Genomic DNA, 20,704 nt, shown 5'->3' on the forward strand with positions numbered 1-20,704 from the left:
ATGCTGGCTTTTCACACCCTTGATGTTTTCACCGATACGCCCTTTGCGGGCAACCCTTTGGCTGTGGTCTTGGGGGCGGATGATCTGACGGATGCGCAGATGCAAACCATCGCGCGGGAATTCAACCTGTCCGAGACGATCTTTGTCCAGCGGCCGGTTGATCCGGCCAATACCGCCCGCGTGCGCATCTTTGTCCCAATGGCTGAGATCCCCTTTGCAGGTCATCCCACCATTGGCTGTGCCATTTTGCTGGCCGAGGCCGCGATGGGTGATGATCCCGTCCGTATCGTTCTGGAAGAGGAGGCGGGCTTGGTCCCCGTAACCTTGACCCGCAGCCAAGGCCAGGTAACCGCCGAGCTGACTGCGCCGGTTACGCCCTTTGCGGCCAGCGGGCCGGATGTTGCGCAGGCCTTGGACCCTGCGCTTTTGGCGCGCGCATTGGGGGTGGAGGCCAGCGATATCGGGTTCGGTACGCATTGCCCCGGCTTGTGGCAAGGGGGGTCAAAGTTTCTTTATGTTCCGCTGCGGGATGCTCGGGCGCTGGCACATGCGCAGCCATGCGAACCGGCGTGGTCACAGGTGATGGCGGCGGGCGGTGTGGGTGGCGCTTATCTTTATACCAAAGCCGCAGGCGCGGATTATCAGGCGCGGATGTTTTCGTCCAGGGCGGGCATCCGCGAAGATCCCGCAACAGGCTCTGCCTCGGCCATTCTTGCCGCCCAGCTTTGGGCTGCGGGCGCGCTGACGGTTGGCGAATCCCGTTTGGCCCTGCTGCAAGGGGTAGAGATGGGCCGCAAAAGCGAGATCGCGCTGACGGTGGTGTGCGATGCCAATGGGGTCACGTCGGTGCGTGTTGCAGGCCAAGCCGTACGCATCAGTGACGGGCGCATCCGGATCCCCGCCTGACGTAAACATCATGCGCAGGCCTTGGTTCGGGCGCACCGACTGCTTAGGTGAAGCGCTAAGGAGACTGCTATGCAAAAATTCTCACTGCTCGATCTATCGCCTATTCCCGAAGGTGAAACCGCTGCCGCTGCCCTGTCCAACACGGTGGATCTGGCCCGCGCCGCCGAGGCCGCCGGTTATCACCGCTTTTGGCTGGCAGAGCATCACAATATGCCCGGCATCGCCAGTGCGGCGACCTCCGTGGTGATCGGCCATGTGGCGGGCGCTACCAAGACGATGCGTATTGGCGCAGGCGGTATCATGCTGCCCAATCACGCACCTTTGGTTGTGGCCGAACAGTTTGGCACGCTGGCCACGCTTTACCCCGACCGAATCGACCTTGGCCTCGGGCGCGCACCCGGAACCGATATGGCGACCGCCCGCGCGCTGCGCCGCCATATGGCGCCCGAGGACAGCTTTCCACAAGATGTGCAGGAGCTTATCGCCTATCTGGGGGACATGCCCGACAATGCGCCTGTGCGCGCCATTCCGGGGGCGGGGACGCATGTGCCGGTCTGGATACTTGGGTCCAGCCTTTACGGCGCGCAATTGGCGGCCTATCTGGGGTTGCCCTATGCATTCGCCTCACATTTCGCACCCGACATGCTGGCCGAGGCTTTGGCGATTTACCGGTCGTCGTTTCAGCCGTCCGCGCATCTGGACCGCCCCTATGCGATGATGGCGGCGGGTGTCTGTGCGGCGCAAACGGATGCCGAGGCGGATTACCTGCGCTCCTCGCAATTCCTTGCCTTTGCAAGACTGCGTACTGGCAAACCGGGCAAGTTGCCCTATCCGACAGATGATCTTGCCGCCCAAATCTCCCCGCAGGTTATGGCGGGGGTCAAGCAGGCGCTATCGTGTTCGGCGACCGGATCAGCGGCAACGGTAAAAGAGCAGCTGGGCCGCTTGATCGACACCCATCAACCGGATGAGATTATGGTGACAGGGATGATCCATGATAGCGCGGCGCGGATACGCTCATTCCAGATCGCGGCAGATGTTTTATCGGATCTGTGCGCGGGGGCGGCGTAACACGACCCTCTTTCAGGTCGGGGCGGTAAATCCCGCCTCGGCCATCAGGGCATCGGATGCCGCCTCCACCTCACGTTCCAACCTTTCCATAAACTCGGGCTTTGGCAGGCCCGGCGGAATGGTCGGCAAGAATTCCACCACGGCGACGCCACGCTTGCGCATGATGCCGTGTTTGGGCCAGAGCACCCCGACATTGGTCGCAACCGGCACGCAATCCTGCGCGAGCTGGGCGTATAACGCCGCAGTCCCAGCCTTGTAGGGCGCCTTGACGCCGGGGGCGATGCGGGTGCCTTGGCTATAGATGATCAACTGCCCGGCCTGTTGCACGCCGGATTTCACATCTGCCATCATCTTCATAATTGCCGCCCCGCGTTTGCCCCGGTCCACCGGAACGCAGCCGATGCGCAGTCCGAACCAGCCGACCACCGGCGCATACATCAATTCCCGTTTCATGATGAACCGGCCGCGTGGCATGGCATGAAAAATCATCAAGACATCTAGAAAGCTCTGATGCTTGGCCGCGACAAGTGCGGCATGGGTGGGCGGTGTGCCGCGAACCTCGGTGCGCATCCCCGTTAGCCACCGCAGCGAAAACATCACCCAAGCAGCAAAGGCATGACAGCCCGCCAGCGCACCTTTGCGCGAGACAATCGCATAGGGCAGGTACAAAATACCTACCACAAACAAGGCGATATACATCTGCACGATGAAGATCAACGAAAGCAGCCATTGCAGGGCATAGCGCATCAGGTCAGTTCCTTGAGTTTACGAAAAGCGGCAAATCGGGTGGCAAAGAAGGCCACCATAGCGGCGAGCAGCGGCAGAAGAAACGGCCAAAGCCATCCCGCCCCCTGAAAGCCTAGCCCCGTCAGGAACCCGCCCGCCATATCAGCGGCAGGCAGAAAGGCCACACCGACCATCCCCAGCACCGCCCCCACAACCGATCCCGCCAGCGCGCGCAGGGTAAAACGCCGCACAAAGGCGCGCACGATATAGGCGTCCCTTGCCCCCACCAGCCGCAACACCCGGATCACTTGGGAATTTGCCGCCAGCGATGCATTTGCGGCCAAGGTGATCATCGCCGCCATTGCCCCGCCGATCAGCAAGATCGAGGTCACACCCAAAAGCCGCAACCGTCCCGCCGCCACCGCCAAAGGTCTGCGCCAGCGGGTGTGGTCATCAAGCACCGCACCGGGGGCCTCGGCCGCCAGACGTTGGCGCAATCCCTCGCTGTCATAGCCCTCGCGGCTTTCGGTGACCTCTATCAGCCTCGGGATGGGCAGCGCGTCAAGCGGCAGGTCGGGGCCGAACCACGGTTCCAGCAGGGCGCGTTGCTCGGCGTCGTCCATTGCGCGGGCGCGGGCGATGCCGGGGGTCGTGGCCAGCACATCCAGCACGGCTCGGGTCTGCGCATCCAGCTGCCCGACAGGTGCGGAAATGCGCACCGTGGCGCTGCGGGCCAGTGCATCACTCCAGCGATCGGCCAAGCGTCCGGTGGCCAGCGATAGTGCCAGCGCGAATACCGCCAGAAAGGTCATGGCCGCGGCGGTAAAGCTGGTCAGCCATGCGGTATGACCCGAAGGCGGCACCACACGGTCGGCCTGTTTGTCGCCGCGCAGGATATCGGTGATCGCGGAAAGCTTCACAGATCTGCCCCCGCCAGTTGCAAGCGCCGCTTGGCAATCCGCAGCACTCGCGCCGGAATTTGCTGTTTCGCGGCCCGGATCAGGTTGAGGTCATGCGTCGCCACCAGAATGGTCTTGCCCATCTTGTTCAGCTCTACCAACAGGGTCAGCAGACGCAGCGACATTTCCCAGTCGAGGTTGCCCGTCGGCTCATCCGCCAGCACCACATCTGGCGACATAATGACCGCGCGGGCCAATGCGGCACGCTGCCGTTCCCCGCCTGAAAGCTGCGGCGGCAAGGCATCACCAAGGCGCGACAGCCCAACCCAGTCGAGCAGATCCTTAAGGTCGGCAGCCTCGGCCTGACGTCCCGATACGGCTGCGGGCAGGGTCAGGTTGGTTGTCAGCGGCAGATGGTCAAGAAACTGGCAATCCTGATGCACCACACCCATGCGACGGCGCAGCATGGCGACCTCATCGCGGTCCAACCCGTGAACATCGCGGTCGAAAAGGGTGATATGTCCCGCCGTCGGCAGCAGTTCTGCATAGCACAGCTTCAACAGCGTGGATTTGCCTGCGCCGGATGGTCCCGTCAGAAAGTGGAACGATCCCGGTGCCAGCCGCAAGCTGACCTCGGACAACAACTCCCCCCCGCCATAGGAATAGGCGACATTTTCAAATGCGATCACGCAGGTACCTCGGTTGTGCGCACCAAAGGGTTACGCATTCGGCACAGTTTCGCGCAGTGTCAGGAATGTTTCAACGCTATTTTGTAAACGAATTGTTCGCAAAGGCTTGGATATAACGGACTTCGGGTCTACAAACTGAGTTAGGAAAAGCGGTAATGGGGGCTGAGAAAAAGCAGATGAGGCTGGTTTGCCCGAATTGCGGCGCGCAATATGAAGTAGATGCGGGGGCAATCCCTGATTCCGGGCGTGATGTGCAATGCTCTGATTGCGGTCATGCGTGGTTCCAAGGCCCTCTGGATATTGATTTCGAGGCGGAAGAGATGGCTTTGGCGCCCAAGGCAGCTGTGCGCCCGTCCCAACCGGTCGCGCCGCCGCAAGAGGCCGATCCGGAACCCGAACCGGTTCCCGCACCCCAGCCGTTTGGAAGCCCCCCCCCGCTGGCAGAGGATGAGGACGAGCCCGAAGCCGAGGATGCGCCTGCACCTCCGCCCGCCGCGCCTCGGCGTAGTATGGATGATAGCCTGCTGTCGGTTCTGCGCGAAGAGGCCGACCGCGAAGCAGCTGTGCGCCGTTCCGAGGTGCCGCGACCATTGGAAATTCAACCCGATCTGGGGCTGGAGGAAACAGCAGGTGCCGCCAAGGCCGTGCGTGATCGTCTGGCACGCCTGCGTGTTCCCGAACCTACGCCTGATGATACCGAAAAGCCGACTGCACGCCGCGATCTCTTGCCTGATATCGAAGAAATCAACTCCACCCTGCGCGCCAGCAGTGAGGACCGTCATGGCGAGGCGGACGATCTTTCCCAAGACGCCGCACCTGATGCCGAGCATTCAAAGGCAGCATTCCGCAGTGGGTTTTTCTTGATCCTCTTGGTCGCTTTCCTGCTTTTGGTGACATATATGGCCGCGCCAAAGTTGATGGGGCAGTTCCCCGCCGCCGAAAGCGCGCTGCAATCCTATGTCGATGCCGTGAATGGTGCACGGCTTTGGCTGGATCGTAACTTGGGCGGTGCGCAATCCGCGAATTAAGGCACTATTTTTACGTCTTTCTATGGGATCAATACAGATCCAAGAGACGTTTCAGGTAGTCGCGTTCGCTGTCGGGGCGTGATTGATCGCCCTGACGGCGGCGAATCTCATCCAGCAAATCCTGCGCGCGGCGATAGACGTCATCGCCTTGCAGAAGGTTCTGATCCGATCCAATGCGCGCACCCTCGCCTTGTTCTCGGCCCAAGGGATCACGCGGAGAGCCGGGCTCTGCCCGGCCAACGGTTTCGCCCTGACCATCAGCACCTTCCTCGCGGCGATCCTGCGCCAGTGCTTCGCCCAGATTGCGCATGCCGTCACGCAGGTCGCGCATGGCTTCGGCTTGCCGGTCCAGCGCACCGGGCAGGTCGCCCTCTTCCAGCGCACGTTCGGCATCTTGCATCGCGCGGGCGGCATCATCTAGCGCTTGCCTGCCAGCCTCGCCCGCCTCGGATCCTGCACCGGGCAGGGGGCCACCGCGCAAAAGCCCAAGACGTTTGCGCAAATCGCGCTGCCGCTCGGCAAGCCCTTCATCCCCGTCCTGAGAGGGATCCCCATCGGGATTTTGCAATTCAGAAAAACTGTCATCTGACAGGTCTTGCTGGTCGCGCATCGCATCGCCAAGGTTTTTCATGGCCTGCTGGCCGGGGCCACCACCTTGGCCGCCCTGTCCTTGCGTGACCTGCATGTTTTCCATCAGCTGCCGTAGCATCTCCATCAGCTCGGCGGCCTCTTCCATCCGGCCTTCTTCCAGCAGCTTTTGCAGCTCTGCCAGCATTTCGGAAAGCTGGTCGCCGGTCATCTCCATGGAGTTTTGCTCATCCGCGGCGGCGCCATCGGGGTTGCGCTCCGCTTCCTCGGCCAGCAGGCGCATGTAGTCGTCCATGGCTTCGCGCAGCTCTTGCATCAGCTCTTCGATCTCGGCGGGGTCGGCACCGTTGCGAATCGCTTCATCTAGCATATCCTGCGCGCGTTTTAGGCGTTCGCGGGCGGATTGCAGGTCACCTTCCTCGATCAGCAGGGCAATATCCCAAAAGGCATCGGCCAGTTCATCGCGGACCTCTGTGGACAAATTTCCGGCATCCGCTTCAAGCCGCCGCAGGGCAACGCGCAGACGCAAATAGGCTTGCTCATTGCGAAAAAGCCCCTCTGGCCGGTGGGTGATCGCCTTGAAGATTTGCACCGTGCGCGGGGCATTGCGGCGTGACCAAAGCAGATCGCGCCGCATCTCTACTACGGCCGCCGCAAGCGGATCAAAGAAACGTTTGCCAGGCAGGGTAACGGAAAGCGGCGGCGCAGTTCCGGTCTGACCGGGGGCATCGCTGGCCGAAAGCGTGATGGTGACGGGCAAATTGGCAAACACATGCTTCGACAGATCCTCCACCAGTGTTTCGGTAAAATCGCTGCGCTGACCCGAGATCGGCAAAGGCAGATCAACGGTAATGGGATCGGTATCTTCGGGCGCTGCGGCCAGCCCGTAGCGGCGATCCACAGCAGTCATATCCAGTGCAATCACGGCCTGGCCTGCGGTCACGCCAAAATCATCCTTGGCCGAGAAGGGCATTTTCAAGCGTCCGTCGGCCTCACGGGTCAAATCGCCCTCGGCGCTGATGCTTGGGGGGGTGTCGGGGGTGGCGGTTATCGCCCATGTGCGCCCGGCTGGGCCAGAGATGGTGACTGCCCCGCTTTGCGCAACCTCAAAATCGCGCAGATTTGCGGGTTCATCGGCCGGTGGGGGGCCCGCCGAGACGGTCTCGGACAGGCTTAGCGCGCCCACCTCGCCGTAAAACCGCAACTGGATGCGGCTGCCGATGGGCACCTCAAATCCGGTGCGGTCAATGTCGTTAAGGTAAAGCGTCGGCTTGCCGGTATAGGGCGGCGGCTGGACCCAGCCTTCCCAGCTGGGGCCATTGGCAAGGGTTTGGGCATCGGTGGGGCCAAGCCCGCTGATCGAGGCAATGCGCCAAAGCGATCCAAACATCAGCGCGATCACCAGCGCGGTCAGCGCGATGTAGCGCAGGCCAAAGACATCACGCGTGGCCAGCCGCAAATCGGGGGCCACGGCGCGGGCCTTGGCGGCAGCGCGGGCCATGCGCGCTTGGTGCGCGGCCCAAACCGCCTGCGATCCGCTGTCACCCGCGCCGATTGCTTGGGCATCGGAAAGGCTGGCAATGGGGCGTCCGGGCAGCGTGGCATCAAGCCGGCTCAGCGCATCTTGATGTGTCGGGCGTGAAAACGTGCGTATGCCGCGCCAAAGTGCTGCGATGGCAATAATACCCGCGACGCCAAGCCCGCCCCAAACCGCCCAAAGCGGGGCCACGTCCTGCACACCGAATGCCAGCACGGCCAGCACGATGATAAAGACCGTCCAGACCGTCCAGAAATTCTGGATCAGCCGCTCTGCCCACAGGCCCGCGAGGGTCAGCGTTACGGGGCGCTTTAGCCGGGACCCAATATCATCTGGCGTCTGCGTCATTTACCTAAACTTTCGGGCCGTGAGGATCACAACCATTCGGGTATGGTATCGCGGGAAAGCATTTCGTCAAATGTCGGACGCGCACGGATGACCGCAAAGTGATCGCCACGCACCAAAACCTCGGGCACCAGAGGGCGTGAATTATATTCCGAGGCCATTACCGCGCCATAAGCCCCCGCTGAGCGGAAGGCGATCAACGCGCCCTCGGTCACGGCGGGCATGTTGCGGCCCTTGGCAAATGTATCGCCCGATTCGCAGATCGGGCCGACGATATCAAAGGCGCGCTGTTCGGCGCCGGCCTCGGCTTCGTTCAGCGGGATGATATCGTGATGCGCGCCATACATTGCGGGACGAATCAGGTCATTCATCGCGGCATCAATGATCAGGAAGTCGCGGTCCTCGCCCTCTTTCACATAGATCACAGAGCTGACCAAAATCCCCGCATTGCCGGAAATCAGGCGACCGGGTTCGATTTCAATCTCACAGCCCAGATCACCCACGGTGCGCTTGACCATCGCGCCGTAATCCATCGGCAAGGGGGGCGCGGAATTGTCGCGCGCATAGGGGATGCCCAAACCGCCGCCAAGGTCGAGCCGCCGGATGTTATGGCCATCAGCGCGCAGGGCGCGGGTCAGCTCGGCCACCTTCAGATAGGCCGCCTCAAAGGGTTCCAGTGCGGTCAGCTGGCTGCCGATATGCACGTCGATGCCGACCACCTCCAGGCCGGGAAGGGCGGCGGCCTCGGCGTAAACTTCGCGCGCGCGCGAAATCGGGATGCCGAATTTGTCGCCCTTCTTGCCGGTAGAGATTTTCTCATGGGTTTTCGCATCAACATCGGGGTTCACGCGGATGGTGATGGGTGCGATTAGGCCAAGGCCATGCGCCACCTGCGACAGGGCGCGCATTTCAGGTTCCGATTCGACGTTGAATTGGCGGATACCGCCTGTCAGCGCCAGATGCATTTCCTCGCGGGTTTTGCCAACGCCGGAAAAGACGATCCGCTCGCCCGGCACGCCAGCTGCTTTTGCCCGCAGATATTCACCGGCGGACACGACATCCATCCCCGCGCCCAGATCGGCGAGCGTTTTCAGCACCGCCAGATTGGACAGCGATTTGATCGCAAAGCACACCAGATGGGGCAGGGGGGAAAGCGCCTCGGTAAAGAGTTGGTAATGGCGGGTCAGCGTGGCCGTGGAATAGCAGTAAAACGGTGTGCCCACCTGCGCCCCAATATCGGAAAGAGCCACGTCTTCGGCATGCAATACGCCGTTTTTATAGAGAAAATGATCCATCCCAGGCCCTTTGGCTGCTTGCGTTTTATGTCTCTACCACGAATGGAAAGCCAAGGAAAAGCCACGCACTTGGGCGGCGGCAGATTTCGGGTATTTTCGGGGCCGCTTATGGCGCGCGCGTGCGCAGGAAAAGGTAAAGCGGCAGCCCGCAAGACAGCCCGATGCAAAAACTTGCCGGAATGGCGATCAGGGCCAGCCAGTTGCGGCGCGCCAAGGTTTCCGCCAGAATCCATAGGGTAAGCGCGACTGCCGTAATCGTCAGATCCCACGCAAGCCCCGTGGTTGCGGCATTCACGTACCACGCATCAATCAAGCCGCGCAGCCCACCACCTGTTTCCCGCATATGGACGACGAACCAATACATCGGGTGCAGCGCGCCCCAAACCGCCAGCGCCAGATAGATCATGCGCAGGGGCGACATTACTTGAATATCACGCCGATACGCGCGTCCTGCGAGGCGTTGGGGGCGGGCGCGGTTGGCGCGCCATCGGCGCCACAGGCGGCAAGGATAAGGGTGACAAGCAAAGCAGAGAGGATGCGCATTGGGTTTCCTTTTAGGGGCGGATGGAAACGCGCGCGCCGCCGACGCGGGCGGTGGCGACAGGCGTTACGCTGACACCATTGGGGCCGATGCCAACCCCGGCGTAAATGCCGGGATCGGTGCAGGCGGTCAGGCCCAGAAGAAACGGGGCCAGCAATATGAGGGGCAAAAGCCTCATGCCAGCTGCTCTTGCCAGCGGGCAACCTGCGCGCGCACCTGTTCGGGCGCGGTGCCGCCATAGGACATCCGGCTGCGCACGGAATTATCCACGCCTAGCACGTCAAACACGTCCTTGCGGATACCCTCATGTACCGATTGCATCTGCTCCAACGTCAGGTCGGGCAGGTCGATCCCTGCTTTTTCGGCCATGGCCACAAGGCTGCCGGTGACGTGATGCGCGTCGCGGAAGGGCATGCCCAGCTCGCGCACCAGCCAGTCGGCCAGATCCGTCGCGGTGGAAAACCCCGAGGCGGCGGCGGTTTTGAGGTTGTCGCGCAACGCCTCCATATCGCTGACCATGCCGGTCATCGCGGCAAGGCCCAACATCAGGCTATCGGCGGCGTCAAAGGTTTGTTCCTTATCTTCCTGCATGTCCTTGGAATAGGTCAGCGCCAGCCCCTTCATGATTGTGAACAGCGCCACCGTGGCCCCCAAAATCCGCCCCAGCTTGGAACGCAACAGCTCTGCCGCGTCGGGGTTTTTCTTTTGCGGCATGATCGACGAACCGGTCGTCCATTTGTCCGACAGTTTCACAAAGCGGAACTGGGATGAGGACCATATTACCAGTTCTTCGGCAAAGCGCGACAGGTGCATCGCACAGATCGACGATGCCGACAGGAACTCCAGCGCGAAATCGCGATCCGAGACCGAATCAAGGCTGTTGGCCGTGGGGCGGTCAAAGCCCAAAGCGGCGGCGGTGGCATCACGGTCAATCGGGAAAGAGGTGCCTGCAAGGGCGGCGGCGCCCAAGGGGCATTCGTTCATCCGCGCGCGTGCGTCGATAAACCGCGAGCGGTCACGCGCGAACATTTCGACATAGGCCAGCATATGATGCCCCCAAGTCACCGGCTGCGCGGTTTGCAGATGGGTAAAGCCGGGCATCACCCAATCGGCGCCGGCCTCGGCCTGCGCCAGAAACGCCTTCATCAGCGCTTCAAGCCCTGTAATCGCGGCATCACATTGATCGCGCACCCACAGGCGGAAATCGAGCGCCACCTGATCGTTGCGCGAACGCCCCGTGTGAAGGCGGCCCGCAGGCTCTCCGATGATCTCCTTCAGGCGGGCCTCCACATTCATGTGGATATCTTCCAGCTCGACCCGATAGGGGAAATTTCCGCCCTCGATCTCTGACAACACCGTGAGAAGGCCTTCACGGATCGCCTCGGCATCACTAGAAGTCACGATACCCTGTGCCGCCAACATTGCCGCATGGGCACGAGAGCCTGCAATATCTTGCGCGGCCAGACGGCGGTCAAACCCGATAGAGGCGTTGATCGCTTGCATGATCGCGTCATTGCCGCCTTCAAAGCGGCCGCCCCACATGGCATTCGCAGGGGCGTTTGCGGGGGAATTTGCGGGTTTGGAAGATTGGGTCATGGGGCCTGCCTTTGAGGGGAAGAGACTATGCTGCGGAAGATGTTATTTTGTCTTTATACCGGCTTGATGCTTGGTGCAAACATGGCGCAGGCCGATGTTGTGGCGGCGCAGGCGGTGCTTGCGGGCGATATGCGTAAACTGGCCTTTCATGATGCCGCTAAACCCCTGCCGGATATGGGGATGCAGGATCTTGACGGGGCTGACAGGTCGCTGGCGGAATGGGGTGGCCGTTGGGTTGTCTTGAACTTTTGGGCGACATGGTGCGCGCCTTGCCGCCATGAGATGCCAAGCCTTGAACGTCTGGCCGCAAGTTCGGCGGAAAGCGGCGTGGATGTTGTGACAGTGGCGACAGGACGCAACCCGCCCCCTGCCGTAAAGCGGTTTTTTGCCGAGATTGGCGTGGAAAACCTACCGGTCCTGCTTGACCCGAAATCAAAATTGGCGCGGCAGATGGGCGTGTTTGGCCTGCCGCTGACCGTGATCCTCAACCCCGAGGGGGAGGAGGTCGCGCGGTTGATCGGCGATGCGGAATGGGACAGCGCGGATGTGCGGGCCATGCTGGCGGCGCTCACGCAAGATTAAGGGCGCGCCATTGCCGCCACCTGTTCGTGGCAAGGGCAGCCGAGGACATGGTCATTCACCATCCCCGTCGCCTGCATGAAGGCATAAACGATGGTCGGGCCGCAAAAGGTGAAGCCTGCCTTTTTCAAATCCTTTGAAAGCTGCGTGGACAGCGGCGTAAAGCCCGGCACCTCGGCCATGCTCTGCCACCGGTTCTGGATCGGGGTGCTGTCGACATAGGCCCACATCCATTTGGCAAACCCCGTTTCCGCCTCGATCTTCAGGTAGGCGCGGGCGGATTTAATTGTGCCCTCAATCTTGCCACGGTGACGCACGATGCCGGGATTGGCCAAAAGCCGCAGCACATCCTCTTCGCCCCATTCGGCGATGATCTCGGGGTGAAAACCTGCAAACGCCTCACGAAAGGCGTCGCGCTTGCGCAGAATCGTGATCCACGACAACCCCGCCTGAAACCCGTCAAGGATGAGTTTTTCCCACAGCGCGCGGCTGTCCCATTCAGGCACGCCCCATTCGGTATCGTGATAGGCAAGATACATCGGGTCGGTGCCGGGCCATGTGCAACTGGTCATTGGGGTGCTTTCGTTAGGGGAGCGGAATTTGTCTAAAATTGGAACAAACCGCGAATTTTTACCAGCCCTTTACTTTAAAGGCGGCATTGTGACGGCTGAACAGGGGATTTCCGCCCGGTAGCTGAGGTATAGATATGGCACTAATTTCACGGATAGATCGGCAGATCGAAGATGAAAGCCCGCTTGCGGCTGTCGTTGCGGCGCGTGACGCGGATACGATGGATATGGTGCGCCAAGCCATACATGAAAAACGTATCCGCCTTGCCTATCAGCCAGTGGTGTTAGGGTCGGATCCCTCACGCACTGCCTTTTATGAAGGATTGGTGCGGGTGATTGACCCGACGGGCCGTGTGATCCCTGCAAAGGATTTCATCCATGCGGTGGAGGCAGATGAACTGGGGCGCCAGATCGACTGTTTGGCGCTTGACGCCGGATTGACCACGCTCGCGCGTTTCCCGCATGTGCGGGTGTCGGTGAATATGTCGGCGCGCTCGGTCGGCTATCCGCGCTGGATGCGGATTTTGCGCAAAGGGCTGGCGGCGGACAATACCATCGGCGAGCGGCTGATACTGGAGATTACCGAGACCTCTGCCATGATGGTGCCGGAACTGGTCGTGGCCTTTATGGATGACCTGCAAACCTTTGGCGTGTCCTTTGCATTGGATGATTTCGGGGCCGGGCAGACTGCTTTCCGCTATTTCCGGGATTTCTTTTTCGATGTGGTCAAAATCGACGGGCAGTTCATTCGCAACATCCATCGTGATCCGGACAATCAGGCGCTTACCCGTGCGCTGATGTCGATTGCGAAGCACTTTGAAATGCTGACAGTCGCAGAATCGGTCGAGAGTGTTGAAGATGCCGAATGGCTTCAGGCCGCAGGGATCGATTGTATGCAGGGTTACCTTTTCGGTGCGCCCACAGTGCGTCCCAAATGGAAAGAGATCACCAAATAGCGCGCAGCCGGATTTCCTTTCCCAAAACCCGGCATATCCATTCCCTTACGTGAAAACCTTGCTTTTGGGCAGGTTTGGCCTTAGCCATGCTGCAGGGCGGCGAGGGCATTCCTCGTCGGTATTCCGGCAAACGGGCCGGCACAGGGGAAGGATCAAGCATGACCAATGTTGTAATCGTTTCAGCAGCACGCACTGCCGTAGGCAGCTTTAATGGCGCGTTCGCGAACACACCCGCGCATGAGTTGGGGGCCGCCGTTATCGCAGAGGTGGTTGCCCGCGCAGGGATCGACAAAGCTGATGTGGATGAAACTATTTTGGGGCAGGTTCTGACTGCGGGTCAGGGCCAGAACCCGGCGCGTCAGGCGCATATTCTTGCAGGTTTGCCGCAAGAAAGCTCTGCCTGGTCATTGAATCAGGTGTGCGGTTCGGGCTTGCGGGCTGTGGCGCTTGCAGCCCAGCATATCCAATTGGGTGATGCGTCCATCGTGGTTGCCGGTGGTCAGGAAAATATGTCGATGTCGCCCCATGTCGCAAATCTGCGCCAAGGCCAAAAGATGGGCGATATGAAGTTCATCGACAGCATGATCAAAGACGGTCTGTGGGACGCGTTCAACAATTACCACATGGGGCAGACCGCCGAAAATGTTGCCGGTAAGTGGGAAATTGACCGTGCAGAGCAAGACGTCTTTGCTGTGGCCAGCCAGAATAAGGCCGAAGCCGCGCAAAAAGAGGGGCGCTTCAAGGATGAGATTGTTCCCTTCACCATCAAGGGCCGCAAGGGCGATACCGTCGTTGATGCCGATGAATATATCCGTCACGGCGCAACGATCGAGGCCATGCAAAAGCTGCGCCCAGCCTTCACCAAGGATGGCAGCGTGACGGCAGCAAATGCGTCGGGTCTTAATGATGGCGCTGCTGCTGTTTTGCTGATGACGGAAGAAGAGGCAAAGAAACGCGGCCTGACACCGCTGGCCCGAATCGCGTCTTATGCCACGGCGGGTCTTGATCCGGCGATCATGGGCGCTGGTCCGATTTACGCCAGCCGCAAGGCATTGGACAAGGCTGGCTGGTCGGCGTCCGATCTTGATCTCGTCGAGGCGAATGAAGCCTTCGCGGCCCAGGCCTGTGCTGTGAACAAAGAAATGGGCTGGAACCTCGACATTGTGAACGTGAACGGCGGGGCGATTGCGATTGGTCACCCGATTGGCGCTTCGGGTGCGCGAATCCTGAACACCTTGTTGTTCGAGATGAAGCGGCGCGATGCGAAGAAGGGCCTTGCCACTTTGTGCATCGGTGGCGGCATGGGCGTTGCAATGTGCCTTGAGCGGCCATAACATCAGCTTAATCATTAATAATGGTAAAAATACGGGCGCAACATTGTTGCGCCCCATGCACTTTCTGGATAACACTTGGTAAAATAACAATGTGGAGGAGGTCATATGTCAAAGGTTGCTGTTGTCACTGGGGGAACGCGTGGGATCGGGGCTGCAATTTCGGTCGCGCTTAAGGCTGCAGGCTATACCGTTGCTGCAAATTATGCGGGCAATGATGAGGCCGCGGCACAGTTCACCGCAAAGACCGGGATCAAAGCCTACAAATGGTCGGTTGCCGATTACGACGCCTGCACCGCCGGTCTGGCCAAGGTAGAGGCCGAGCTTGGTCCGATTGCCGTTCTGGTTAACAACGCCGGCATCACCCGCGATGCGATGTTCCACAAAATGACGCCTCAGCAGTGGAAAGAGGTGATCGACACCAATCTTTCCGGTGTATTCAACATGACGCATCCCATTTGGGGCGGGATGCGCGACCGGAAATTTGGCCGTGTTATCAACATCTCGTCCATTAACGGCCAAAAAGGGCAGGCCGGTCAGGCCAATTACTCTGCCGCGAAGGCGGGGGATCTGGGGATGACCAAAGCACTGGCCCAAGAGGGTGCGCGCGCGGGGATCACTGTGAATGCCATTTGCCCCGGCTATATCGGCACCGAAATGGTTCGCGCCATTGACGAAAAAGTTCTGAAAGAGCGGATTATCCCGCAAATCCCCGTTGGGCGTTTGGGGGAACCGGAAGAGATTGCGCGCTGTGTGGTTTTCCTTGCCTCGGATGATGCGGGCTTTATCACCGGCTCCACGATCAGTGCGAATGGCGGGCAATACTTCGTCTAACGCCGCTACCTGACACGACAAGGGGCTGGCATTTTGTCGGCCCCTTTTTCATTATGGCCCAGATTTTGGCCCGCAACGCGATAAGCAGGTTCCCGAAGATGACACGCAACAAGGCCACGGCCATCGGGTTTACTGCGGTTCTGATGTGGGCGCTTCTGGCGCTTTTCACCATCGGTTCTGCTCCGACGCCTCCGTTCCTGCTTTCTGCGATGTGTTTTGGCATTGGTGGGGTGATTGGTCTGGTCTGGACTGTGCGTGGTGCGGGCCTGGGGGTATTGGCTAAGGTTGACTGGAAGGTCTATGCCTTTGGCACGCTTGGGCTTTTCGGGTATCACTTCTTCTATTTCACGGCGTTTCGCTGGGGCCCCAATGCCTCTACCGGGCTGATTGCCTATCTTTGGCCGCTGTTTATTGTGCTGTTGTCAGGGCTTTTGCCCGGCGAAAATTTGCGTAAGGGCCATGTTCTGGGCGCGGTTATTGCATTGGTCGGGGCTGGGGTGATTGTGGTCACGGCTGATGGCGGCGCGGCGGGTGCCTCGCTCCCGGCGTTGGGGCTAGCGTTTTTATGCGCGCTGACGTGGTCGTGCTATTCAGTCGCCTCGCGCTATTTCGGGGCGGTCCCGACCGAGAGCGTCACCGTCTTTTGCCTTGCCACCGCTGTGTTGTCGCTGCTCGCCCATTTGGGGTTGGAGCAGAGCGTCTGGCCTGAGGGCGCAATGGGTTGGGCATCGGTTCTGGCATTGGGTTTGGGGTCGGTGGGGGCCGCATTTTTTACCTGGGATATGAGGATGAAGCAGGGCGATATACAGCTTCTTGGCGTGGCATCCTATGCGGCGCCCTTGCTGTCTACGCTGGTGCTTGTTCTTGCGGGGGTGGCAGAGGCGACGTGGTCACTTGCACTGGCCACAGTGCTTATCACGTCCGGCGCGGCACTGGCGGCTTACGCCAGCGCCGCGCGTTAGGGCGGCTTTTTCAAAAACCGCTGCGGGGCTTATTGCGCCAGACGGGCAATTTCTTCTTTCAGCCTGAGCTTTTGTTTTTTCAATTCGGCAATCTTCAGGGTATTGGTAGCGGGGCTACGTTGTTCCTTTTCAACCATAGACGAAAGGTTCTCATGCTTGCGGTTCAATTCCTGCAAATGCGAAGCGATAGTCATCTGTATCCTCCTAAGATCGGTTGCCGTCACATCAGTGCAACACAACTTGCATGCGTTGTCACGAGAAACCGGAGGCCTGCGGCGGTGGATTGCTGACAATTAAGTGAAACTTATGAATTTCCTGCGGGACAGGGTGCACTGATGCTTGCGGCATTGTGCCGCGTGCAAAGGCCGTATCGAGGGAAATATGGCAAAGGCCGCGCCCGGATCACACAACCACCGCCAGCTGTTTTTCACTGCCCTGTCGGGATATTATTATCGGCAAGGACGGCGCGCGCGATGAATAAATCCTTGTCGCCGACCATCAACCGGCGGGGCAAGATTCCCATGGAACCATCAAGTACGCTCATATGGACGTCCAGTTCAAACGTCTCTATACCTTCGCCCTGCAAGATGGCGGTGGCCCATGGGATGATCGTGGGGTCAGTGGTGCGTAAAAGCTCTTTCATACCTCCGACATAGCCGTTAGGCCGTGAACTGTCGAGGTCGTTGATCAAGCTGTTGGCGAGACCGGAATAAAGGCGGAGTGGAAGATGGATCGGGATGTGTTGAAGCCGCAAGATCAGTTGGCCGCATGGCTGGCGGCGGATATGGCGGAGGTGAATGCGCTTATCCGCACCCGCATGGCATCTGAGCATGCGCCACGCATCCCTGAGGTGACGGCCCATCTGGTAGAGGCGGGCGGCAAGCGTTTGCGCCCGATGCTGACTTTGGCTGCGGCACGTCTGTGCGGTTATGACGGGCCGTATCATGTACATCTGGCGGCGACGGTGGAATTTATCCATACCGCGACTTTGTTACATGATGATGTGGTGGACGAAAGCGCGCAACGGCGCGGGCGGCCCACTGCCAACCTGTTGTGGGATAACAAATCCTCGGTTCTGGTCGGCGATTACCTTTTGTCGCGCAGCTTTCAGTTGATGGTGGAGACCGGCTCTTTGCGGGTGCTGGATATTTTGGCCAATGCATCGGCGACGATCGCAGAGGGCGAGGTGCTACAGCTGACCGCAGCGCAGGATCTTGCCACGACCGAGGCCACATATCTGCAAGTGATCCGCGGCAAAACGGCGGCTCTTTTCTCGGCGGCGACGGAGGTGGGCGGCGTTATTGCAGGCGCATCCGAAGATCAGGTCAGCGCTTTGTTTGCCTATGGGGATGCCTTGGGCATTGCCTTTCAGATCGTGGACGACCTGCTGGATTATGGCGGCACCGAGGCGACCGGCAAGAATCTGGGCGATGATTTCCGTGAACGCAAGCTGACGCTGCCGGTTATCAAGGCCGTGGCCTTGGCCGATGACGAGGAGCGCGCCTTTTGGCAGCGCACCATCGCCAAAGGCAAGCAACAAGAGGGCGATCTGGCGCAGGCGATGGCGATCATGGCCCGCCACGGCGCGATGGATGCGGCCCGTCAGGATGCGCTCGACTGGGTAGCAAAGGCCAAAACGGCGCTGGAGGTTCTGCCCGAACATCCCTTGCGCGATATGCTGACCGGCCTTGCGGATTACGTGGTGTCGCGGATCAATTGACCTTACCTGCCGCCGCCCACCAGTCGGGCGTTTCAGCCGCAATCTGCGCTTGGGCGGCCTTGGCGCTGTAGCCATCGGGTAAAAACAGTGCAAAGCACGTCGCGCCCGATCCCGACATCCCTGCAAACAAACAGTTGCTTGCACGCAAGCGGTGCAGCACCGCGTCGATTTCAGGGGCAAGCTGCATGGCGGGGGCTGCAAGATCATTGCGCTGCCGGGCCAGCCAGCCCGCGAAATTCGCGGCGTCGGGCCAATCGGGCAGCACCTCGGGCATTGGCGGGTGTGCCTTTTGCGTCAGGGCCTTGAAGATGGCGGGCGTGGATACGCTAACCCCGGGATTGACCAGAAGAATATCCAATGCGGGCAGGGTTGGCAGGGGAGATATCCGGTCCCCTATGCCTTGCAAACGCAAGGGTTTCCCATGCACACAGGCCGGAACATCCGCACCCAAAGCGGCCACGTCTTGTGGTAGTGGGACATCCCACAGCCGCGACAACGCTCGCAAAGCTGCCGCCGCATCGGCCGATCCCCCCCCGATACCAGAGGCCACGGGCAGGTTTTTCGTTAGGGTGATCCTGGCCTTGCGCTGCGGGCCTAGAAACCGCGCAGCCTGCAGCACAAGGTTGTCATCCCCTTCCAGTCCCGCCGCAAAAGGGCCGTCAACCCTAAGGCTTAAGCCGCTTGCGGGGGATGCTGTGATCTGGTCGCCGATATCGGCAAAGACCACGAGACTGTCGAGCAGGTGATAGCCGTCTGATCGCTGCCCCGTCACATGCAGCGTCAGGTTGATCTTGGCAGGGGCCGTCTCAGTTATCATCGGTCGCCAGTGGTTTTGCGCCTTCCTCGGCCAGAACCGCATCAAGACCGATCTCCAGCTTGCGGCGCAGACGCGTTGCAAGCTCTTCCTCGGGGTTGAAGGACAGCGCGCGCCGCCATTGGAAGTTCGCCTCCAGCTTGCGGCCCACGGCCCAGTACACATCACCCAAATGGTCGGTTACGGTCGCATCGACCGGCTCCAGCACCGAGGCGCGTTCCATCGGTATCACTGCATCTTCATAGCGGCCGGCAAGGAAATACCCCCAGGCCAGACTGTCGATGATATAGCCGCTGCCGGGTCGCTGGATGACAGCGCGCTCGATCATCTCCAGCGCCTCGTCGTAATTCTCCCCCCGCTCCAGAAAGCTGTAGCCAAGGTAGTTCAAGACCAGCGGTTGTTCGGGCTGCAAGCTAAGCGCCATACGGAAATCCGCCTCGGCACGATCCCAAAGCTTCTGGCGTTCCAGCGTGATGGCGCGGGAATAATAGACCGCCCAATATCCGGCAACGGGTGGCTGGGGGATAAGGTCCACGGCGGCGTCATAGGCGGCGGAGGCCTCTTCCCAACGTTTGGCACCGCTCAGCATATCCGCAAGCGCCAGACGTAGGGGCAACTGTTCGGGATAGGCGCGGATTTGGGTGTTGAGCACCTCAAGCGCCGCATCCAGCTTGTCAGAGCCTTTCAATGCCCGCGCACGGCCGATTTCAGCAGCCAGAAAGCTGCCGCCTGTTTGAGGCACAGCGGCATAGGCTTCGGTTGCCAGCGTAAACTGTTTCTGGTTTTCCAGCATCGCTCCCGCCAGCAAGATCGCCTCGCTGTGGTCGGGGCGCAAGTAGGCGGCAACGCGGGCGTATTGCAGGGTAAAGGCATCCGAGGCCTCGCCGTTCAGGGCCAGCGCAAGGGTAAAGAACACCTCGCCCAGACCGTCGGTGACGTTGCGCACGATGTCATATGGCACCGTCTCGCCTGCCACCAGTTTTGCGCGCAGGGCTTTAAGCTCGGGGTCGCTGTCATTGCCAAGGGCTTTGTCCAGCAGGGCAATCGCATCCTCGTTCCGCTCTAGCTGGCTCAGGATCTGGATATGCGCCAGAACCCCGCGCCGCATCACATTGATGGTGCCTGCCGCCTCGCCAGACAGGATGCTCTCGGCGGTCTCGTAGTCCCCGACCGAGGCGAGGGCCAGCGATTTGTGAAACAATCCAAAGGCTTGCATGCCGTCGGTCTTTGCAAGCGTGTCAAACTCTGCCAGCGCTTCGGACATTTTGCCGGCGCCAAGCTCTGCCCAGGCATTGACCAGCCCGTCCAGCAAGCGCGCGCCGGAGTTTTCGGATTGTGCGGTTTCTTGCAGGGCCGCGTAATCGCCGCGCTTGGCTTGATCCGCGATCAAGACCAGATTGGCCGTGGGCGATGTTGCACCGGTTGACTGCAGCTGTTGCGCCACGGCCAAGGCCGCCGCCATATTGCCAGCGCCCAGCTGGGCGGCAATCGCGCCCTCCATCAGCCAGACATCTTGGGGGGAGGCGATAAGCGCGCGGGTGAACCAATGCGCCGCCTCGCGGTAGTCATCACTTGCCCCCGCCACACGCGCCGCCAGATAGGCCCCGCTGTCGATATTCTCGGCCTGCACGATTGCGGGCTGCGCGGATAGGGCGAGCAAGACGGCGATAACGGGGCGAAACTTCATCAAAAGGCCTCCAACAGGTTCTGCGCAAAGC

23 protein-coding genes are annotated in these 20,704 nt (G+C 60.4%); 9 read left to right on the forward strand and 14 right to left on the reverse strand.

The features are described from left to right. Both EOK75_RS11180 and EOK75_RS11185 read left to right on the forward strand, forming a co-directional pair. Positions 1-906: a PhzF family phenazine biosynthesis protein gene (locus tag EOK75_RS11180; protein WP_137194028.1), complete on the forward strand. Its 906-nt coding sequence runs from the start codon at positions 1-3 to the stop codon at positions 904-906. 69 nt (positions 907-975) lie between these two features. After that, entirely contained in the window at positions 976-1,977 is a 1,002-nt protein-coding gene (locus EOK75_RS11185; protein ID WP_137194029.1) for an LLM class flavin-dependent oxidoreductase, read from the forward strand. 12 nt (positions 1,978-1,989) lie between these two features. Here the strand turns inward: EOK75_RS11185 and EOK75_RS11190 are convergent, their stop codons facing one another. The 3 genes from EOK75_RS11190 to EOK75_RS11200 are packed head-to-tail and all read right to left on the reverse strand — an operon-like array spanning position 1,990 to position 4,291. After that, complete coding sequence (locus EOK75_RS11190) at positions 1,990-2,724, reverse strand: lysophospholipid acyltransferase family protein (protein ID WP_137194030.1); 735 nt, start codon at positions 2,722-2,724, stop codon at positions 1,990-1,992. Beyond that, positions 2,724-3,623: a cell division protein FtsX gene (locus tag EOK75_RS11195; RefSeq protein WP_137194031.1), complete on the reverse strand. Its 900-nt coding sequence runs from the start codon at positions 3,621-3,623 to the stop codon at positions 2,724-2,726. The genes EOK75_RS11190 and EOK75_RS11195 overlap by 1 nt, the downstream gene beginning before the upstream one ends. Then, positions 3,620-4,291, reverse strand: a complete 672-nt coding sequence (locus EOK75_RS11200) for a cell division ATP-binding protein FtsE (RefSeq protein ID WP_137194032.1) — start codon at positions 4,289-4,291, stop codon at positions 3,620-3,622. Before EOK75_RS11200 ends, EOK75_RS11195 begins: the two co-directional genes overlap by 4 nt. 155 nt (positions 4,292-4,446) lie before the next feature. On the opposite strand from EOK75_RS11200, the gene EOK75_RS11205 reads away from it, so the two are divergent. After that, positions 4,447-5,319, forward strand: a complete 873-nt coding sequence (locus EOK75_RS11205) for a zinc-ribbon domain-containing protein (RefSeq protein ID WP_240793965.1) — start codon at positions 4,447-4,449, stop codon at positions 5,317-5,319. A 28-nt stretch (positions 5,320-5,347) separates the two neighbouring features. On the opposite strand, the gene EOK75_RS11210 is transcribed toward EOK75_RS11205, so the two are convergent. The 6 genes from EOK75_RS11210 to argH all read right to left on the reverse strand — a co-directional run bounded on the left by EOK75_RS11210 (position 5,348) and on the right by argH (position 11,221). After that, positions 5,348-7,792: a DUF4175 domain-containing protein gene (locus EOK75_RS11210; protein WP_137194033.1), complete on the reverse strand. Its 2,445-nt coding sequence runs from the start codon at positions 7,790-7,792 to the stop codon at positions 5,348-5,350. A gap of 26 nt (positions 7,793-7,818) precedes the next feature. Next, positions 7,819-9,084 (reverse strand): diaminopimelate decarboxylase, encoded by a 1,266-nt coding sequence (lysA, locus tag EOK75_RS11215; protein ID WP_137194034.1) that lies wholly within the window; start codon positions 9,082-9,084, stop codon positions 7,819-7,821. 106 nt (positions 9,085-9,190) lie between these two features. Beyond that, positions 9,191-9,505 carry a DUF2834 domain-containing protein gene (locus tag EOK75_RS11220; RefSeq protein ID WP_137194035.1) on the reverse strand — a complete coding sequence of 105 codons (315 nt, stop codon included), beginning with the start codon at positions 9,503-9,505 and terminating at the stop codon, positions 9,191-9,193. Continuing rightward, positions 9,505-9,627: a hypothetical protein gene (locus EOK75_RS21580; protein ID WP_276612513.1), complete on the reverse strand. Its 123-nt coding sequence runs from the start codon at positions 9,625-9,627 to the stop codon at positions 9,505-9,507. The genes EOK75_RS11220 and EOK75_RS21580 overlap by 1 nt, the downstream gene beginning before the upstream one ends. Positions 9,628-9,638: 11 nt before the next feature. Continuing rightward, a complete protein-coding gene (locus EOK75_RS20830) occupies positions 9,639-9,803 on the reverse strand; it encodes a hypothetical protein (protein WP_168199213.1) in 165 nt (54 codons plus the stop codon). Beyond that, on the reverse strand, positions 9,800-11,221 hold the full coding sequence (gene argH, locus EOK75_RS11225) for an argininosuccinate lyase (protein WP_137194036.1): 1,422 nt from the start codon (positions 11,219-11,221) through the stop codon (positions 9,800-9,802). The genes EOK75_RS20830 and argH overlap by 4 nt, the downstream gene beginning before the upstream one ends. A gap of 27 nt (positions 11,222-11,248) precedes the next feature. Between argH and EOK75_RS11230 the strand changes: the two genes are divergently transcribed. Beyond that, the gene (locus EOK75_RS11230; RefSeq protein ID WP_137194037.1) at positions 11,249-11,803 is read left to right on the forward strand and encodes a TlpA family protein disulfide reductase; all 555 of its coding nucleotides are present in this window, start codon (positions 11,249-11,251) and stop codon (positions 11,801-11,803) included. Here the strand turns inward: EOK75_RS11230 and EOK75_RS11235 are convergent. Beyond that, positions 11,800-12,372, reverse strand: a complete 573-nt coding sequence (locus EOK75_RS11235) for a DNA-3-methyladenine glycosylase I (RefSeq protein ID WP_137194038.1) — start codon at positions 12,370-12,372, stop codon at positions 11,800-11,802. The genes EOK75_RS11230 and EOK75_RS11235 overlap by 4 nt on opposite strands. A gap of 134 nt (positions 12,373-12,506) precedes the next feature. Between EOK75_RS11235 and EOK75_RS11240 the strand changes: the two genes are divergently transcribed. The 4 genes from EOK75_RS11240 to yddG all read left to right on the forward strand — a co-directional run bounded on the left by EOK75_RS11240 (position 12,507) and on the right by yddG (position 16,452). Beyond that, positions 12,507-13,325, forward strand: a complete 819-nt coding sequence (locus EOK75_RS11240) for an EAL domain-containing protein (RefSeq protein WP_137194039.1) — start codon at positions 12,507-12,509, stop codon at positions 13,323-13,325. A gap of 158 nt (positions 13,326-13,483) precedes the next feature. After that, positions 13,484-14,659: an acetyl-CoA C-acetyltransferase gene (locus EOK75_RS11245; RefSeq protein WP_137194040.1), complete on the forward strand. Its 1,176-nt coding sequence runs from the start codon at positions 13,484-13,486 to the stop codon at positions 14,657-14,659. Positions 14,660-14,764: 105 nt separating this feature from the next. Continuing rightward, positions 14,765-15,490 carry an acetoacetyl-CoA reductase gene (gene phbB / locus EOK75_RS11250; RefSeq protein ID WP_137194041.1) on the forward strand — a complete coding sequence of 242 codons (726 nt, stop codon included), beginning with the start codon at positions 14,765-14,767 and terminating at the stop codon, positions 15,488-15,490. A 98-nt stretch (positions 15,491-15,588) separates the two neighbouring features. Further along, positions 15,589-16,452 carry an aromatic amino acid exporter YddG gene (gene yddG, locus EOK75_RS11255; RefSeq protein WP_137194042.1) on the forward strand — a complete coding sequence of 288 codons (864 nt, stop codon included), beginning with the start codon at positions 15,589-15,591 and terminating at the stop codon, positions 16,450-16,452. A 29-nt stretch (positions 16,453-16,481) separates the two neighbouring features. Here yddG and EOK75_RS11260 read toward each other — a convergent pair whose 3' ends face one another. Together EOK75_RS11260 and EOK75_RS11265 are read right to left on the reverse strand one after the other, a co-directional pair. Beyond that, on the reverse strand, positions 16,482-16,646 hold the full coding sequence (locus tag EOK75_RS11260) for a YdcH family protein (RefSeq protein ID WP_137194043.1): 165 nt from the start codon (positions 16,644-16,646) through the stop codon (positions 16,482-16,484). A gap of 233 nt (positions 16,647-16,879) precedes the next feature. Then, positions 16,880-17,095: a putative signal transducing protein gene (locus tag EOK75_RS11265; RefSeq protein WP_137194044.1), complete on the reverse strand. Its 216-nt coding sequence runs from the start codon at positions 17,093-17,095 to the stop codon at positions 16,880-16,882. 84 nt (positions 17,096-17,179) lie between these two features. On the opposite strand from EOK75_RS11265, the gene EOK75_RS11270 reads away from it, so the two are divergent. Next, on the forward strand, positions 17,180-18,172 hold the full coding sequence (locus tag EOK75_RS11270; protein WP_137194045.1) for a polyprenyl synthetase family protein: 993 nt from the start codon (positions 17,180-17,182) through the stop codon (positions 18,170-18,172). Here the strand turns inward: EOK75_RS11270 and EOK75_RS11275 are convergent. Together EOK75_RS11275 and EOK75_RS11280 are read right to left on the reverse strand one after the other, a co-directional pair. Continuing rightward, on the reverse strand, positions 18,165-18,989 hold the full coding sequence (locus tag EOK75_RS11275; protein ID WP_137194046.1) for a 4-(cytidine 5'-diphospho)-2-C-methyl-D-erythritol kinase: 825 nt from the start codon (positions 18,987-18,989) through the stop codon (positions 18,165-18,167). The two genes, EOK75_RS11270 and EOK75_RS11275, sit on opposite strands and share 8 nt — an antisense overlap. After that, a complete protein-coding gene (locus EOK75_RS11280; protein ID WP_137194047.1) occupies positions 18,979-20,673 on the reverse strand; it encodes a tetratricopeptide repeat protein in 1,695 nt (564 codons plus the stop codon). The genes EOK75_RS11275 and EOK75_RS11280 overlap by 11 nt, the downstream gene beginning before the upstream one ends. Positions 20,674-20,704: the final 31 nt, after the last annotated feature.

Origin of the sequence: Pseudorhodobacter turbinis (genome assembly GCF_005234135.1) — a bacterium.
Lineage (GTDB): Bacteria > Pseudomonadota > Alphaproteobacteria > Rhodobacterales > Rhodobacteraceae > Pseudorhodobacter > Pseudorhodobacter turbinis.

Excerpts from the sequence above, each read along its gene's own strand:
- EOK75_RS20830 (WP_168199213.1), bottom strand. The coding sequence starts at position 9,803 with ATGAGGCTTTTGCCCCTCATATTGCTGGCCCCGTTTCTTCTGGGCCTG.
- EOK75_RS11220 (WP_137194035.1), bottom strand. The coding sequence starts at position 9,505 with ATGTCGCCCCTGCGCATGATCTATCTGGCGCTGGCGGTTTGGGGCGCG.
- EOK75_RS11240 (WP_137194039.1), top strand. The coding sequence starts at position 12,507 with ATGGCACTAATTTCACGGATAGATCGGCAGATCGAAGATGAAAGCCCG.
- phbB (WP_137194041.1), top strand. The coding sequence starts at position 14,765 with ATGTCAAAGGTTGCTGTTGTCACTGGGGGAACGCGTGGGATCGGGGCT.
- EOK75_RS11205 (WP_240793965.1), top strand. The coding sequence starts at position 4,447 with ATGGGGGCTGAGAAAAAGCAGATGAGGCTGGTTTGCCCGAATTGCGGC.
- EOK75_RS11280 (WP_137194047.1), bottom strand. The coding sequence starts at position 20,673 with ATGAAGTTTCGCCCCGTTATCGCCGTCTTGCTCGCCCTATCCGCGCAG.
- EOK75_RS11210 (WP_137194033.1), bottom strand. The coding sequence starts at position 7,792 with ATGACGCAGACGCCAGATGATATTGGGTCCCGGCTAAAGCGCCCCGTA.
- EOK75_RS11270 (WP_137194045.1), top strand. The coding sequence starts at position 17,180 with ATGGATCGGGATGTGTTGAAGCCGCAAGATCAGTTGGCCGCATGGCTG.
- EOK75_RS11265 (WP_137194044.1), bottom strand. The coding sequence starts at position 17,095 with ATGAAAGAGCTTTTACGCACCACTGACCCCACGATCATCCCATGGGCC.
- EOK75_RS11235 (WP_137194038.1), bottom strand. The coding sequence starts at position 12,372 with ATGACCAGTTGCACATGGCCCGGCACCGACCCGATGTATCTTGCCTAT.
- EOK75_RS21580 (WP_276612513.1), bottom strand. The coding sequence starts at position 9,627 with ATGCGCATCCTCTCTGCTTTGCTTGTCACCCTTATCCTTGCCGCCTGT.
- EOK75_RS11260 (WP_137194043.1), bottom strand. The coding sequence starts at position 16,646 with ATGACTATCGCTTCGCATTTGCAGGAATTGAACCGCAAGCATGAGAAC.
- EOK75_RS11190 (WP_137194030.1), bottom strand. The coding sequence starts at position 2,724 with ATGCGCTATGCCCTGCAATGGCTGCTTTCGTTGATCTTCATCGTGCAG.
- EOK75_RS11180 (WP_137194028.1), top strand. The coding sequence starts at position 1 with ATGCTGGCTTTTCACACCCTTGATGTTTTCACCGATACGCCCTTTGCG.
- EOK75_RS11245 (WP_137194040.1), top strand. The coding sequence starts at position 13,484 with ATGACCAATGTTGTAATCGTTTCAGCAGCACGCACTGCCGTAGGCAGC.
- yddG (WP_137194042.1), top strand. The coding sequence starts at position 15,589 with ATGACACGCAACAAGGCCACGGCCATCGGGTTTACTGCGGTTCTGATG.
- EOK75_RS11185 (WP_137194029.1), top strand. The coding sequence starts at position 976 with ATGCAAAAATTCTCACTGCTCGATCTATCGCCTATTCCCGAAGGTGAA.
- EOK75_RS11230 (WP_137194037.1), top strand. The coding sequence starts at position 11,249 with ATGCTGCGGAAGATGTTATTTTGTCTTTATACCGGCTTGATGCTTGGT.
- EOK75_RS11275 (WP_137194046.1), bottom strand. The coding sequence starts at position 18,989 with ATGATAACTGAGACGGCCCCTGCCAAGATCAACCTGACGCTGCATGTG.
- argH (WP_137194036.1), bottom strand. The coding sequence starts at position 11,221 with ATGACCCAATCTTCCAAACCCGCAAATTCCCCCGCAAACGCCCCTGCG.
- lysA (WP_137194034.1), bottom strand. The coding sequence starts at position 9,084 with ATGGATCATTTTCTCTATAAAAACGGCGTATTGCATGCCGAAGACGTG.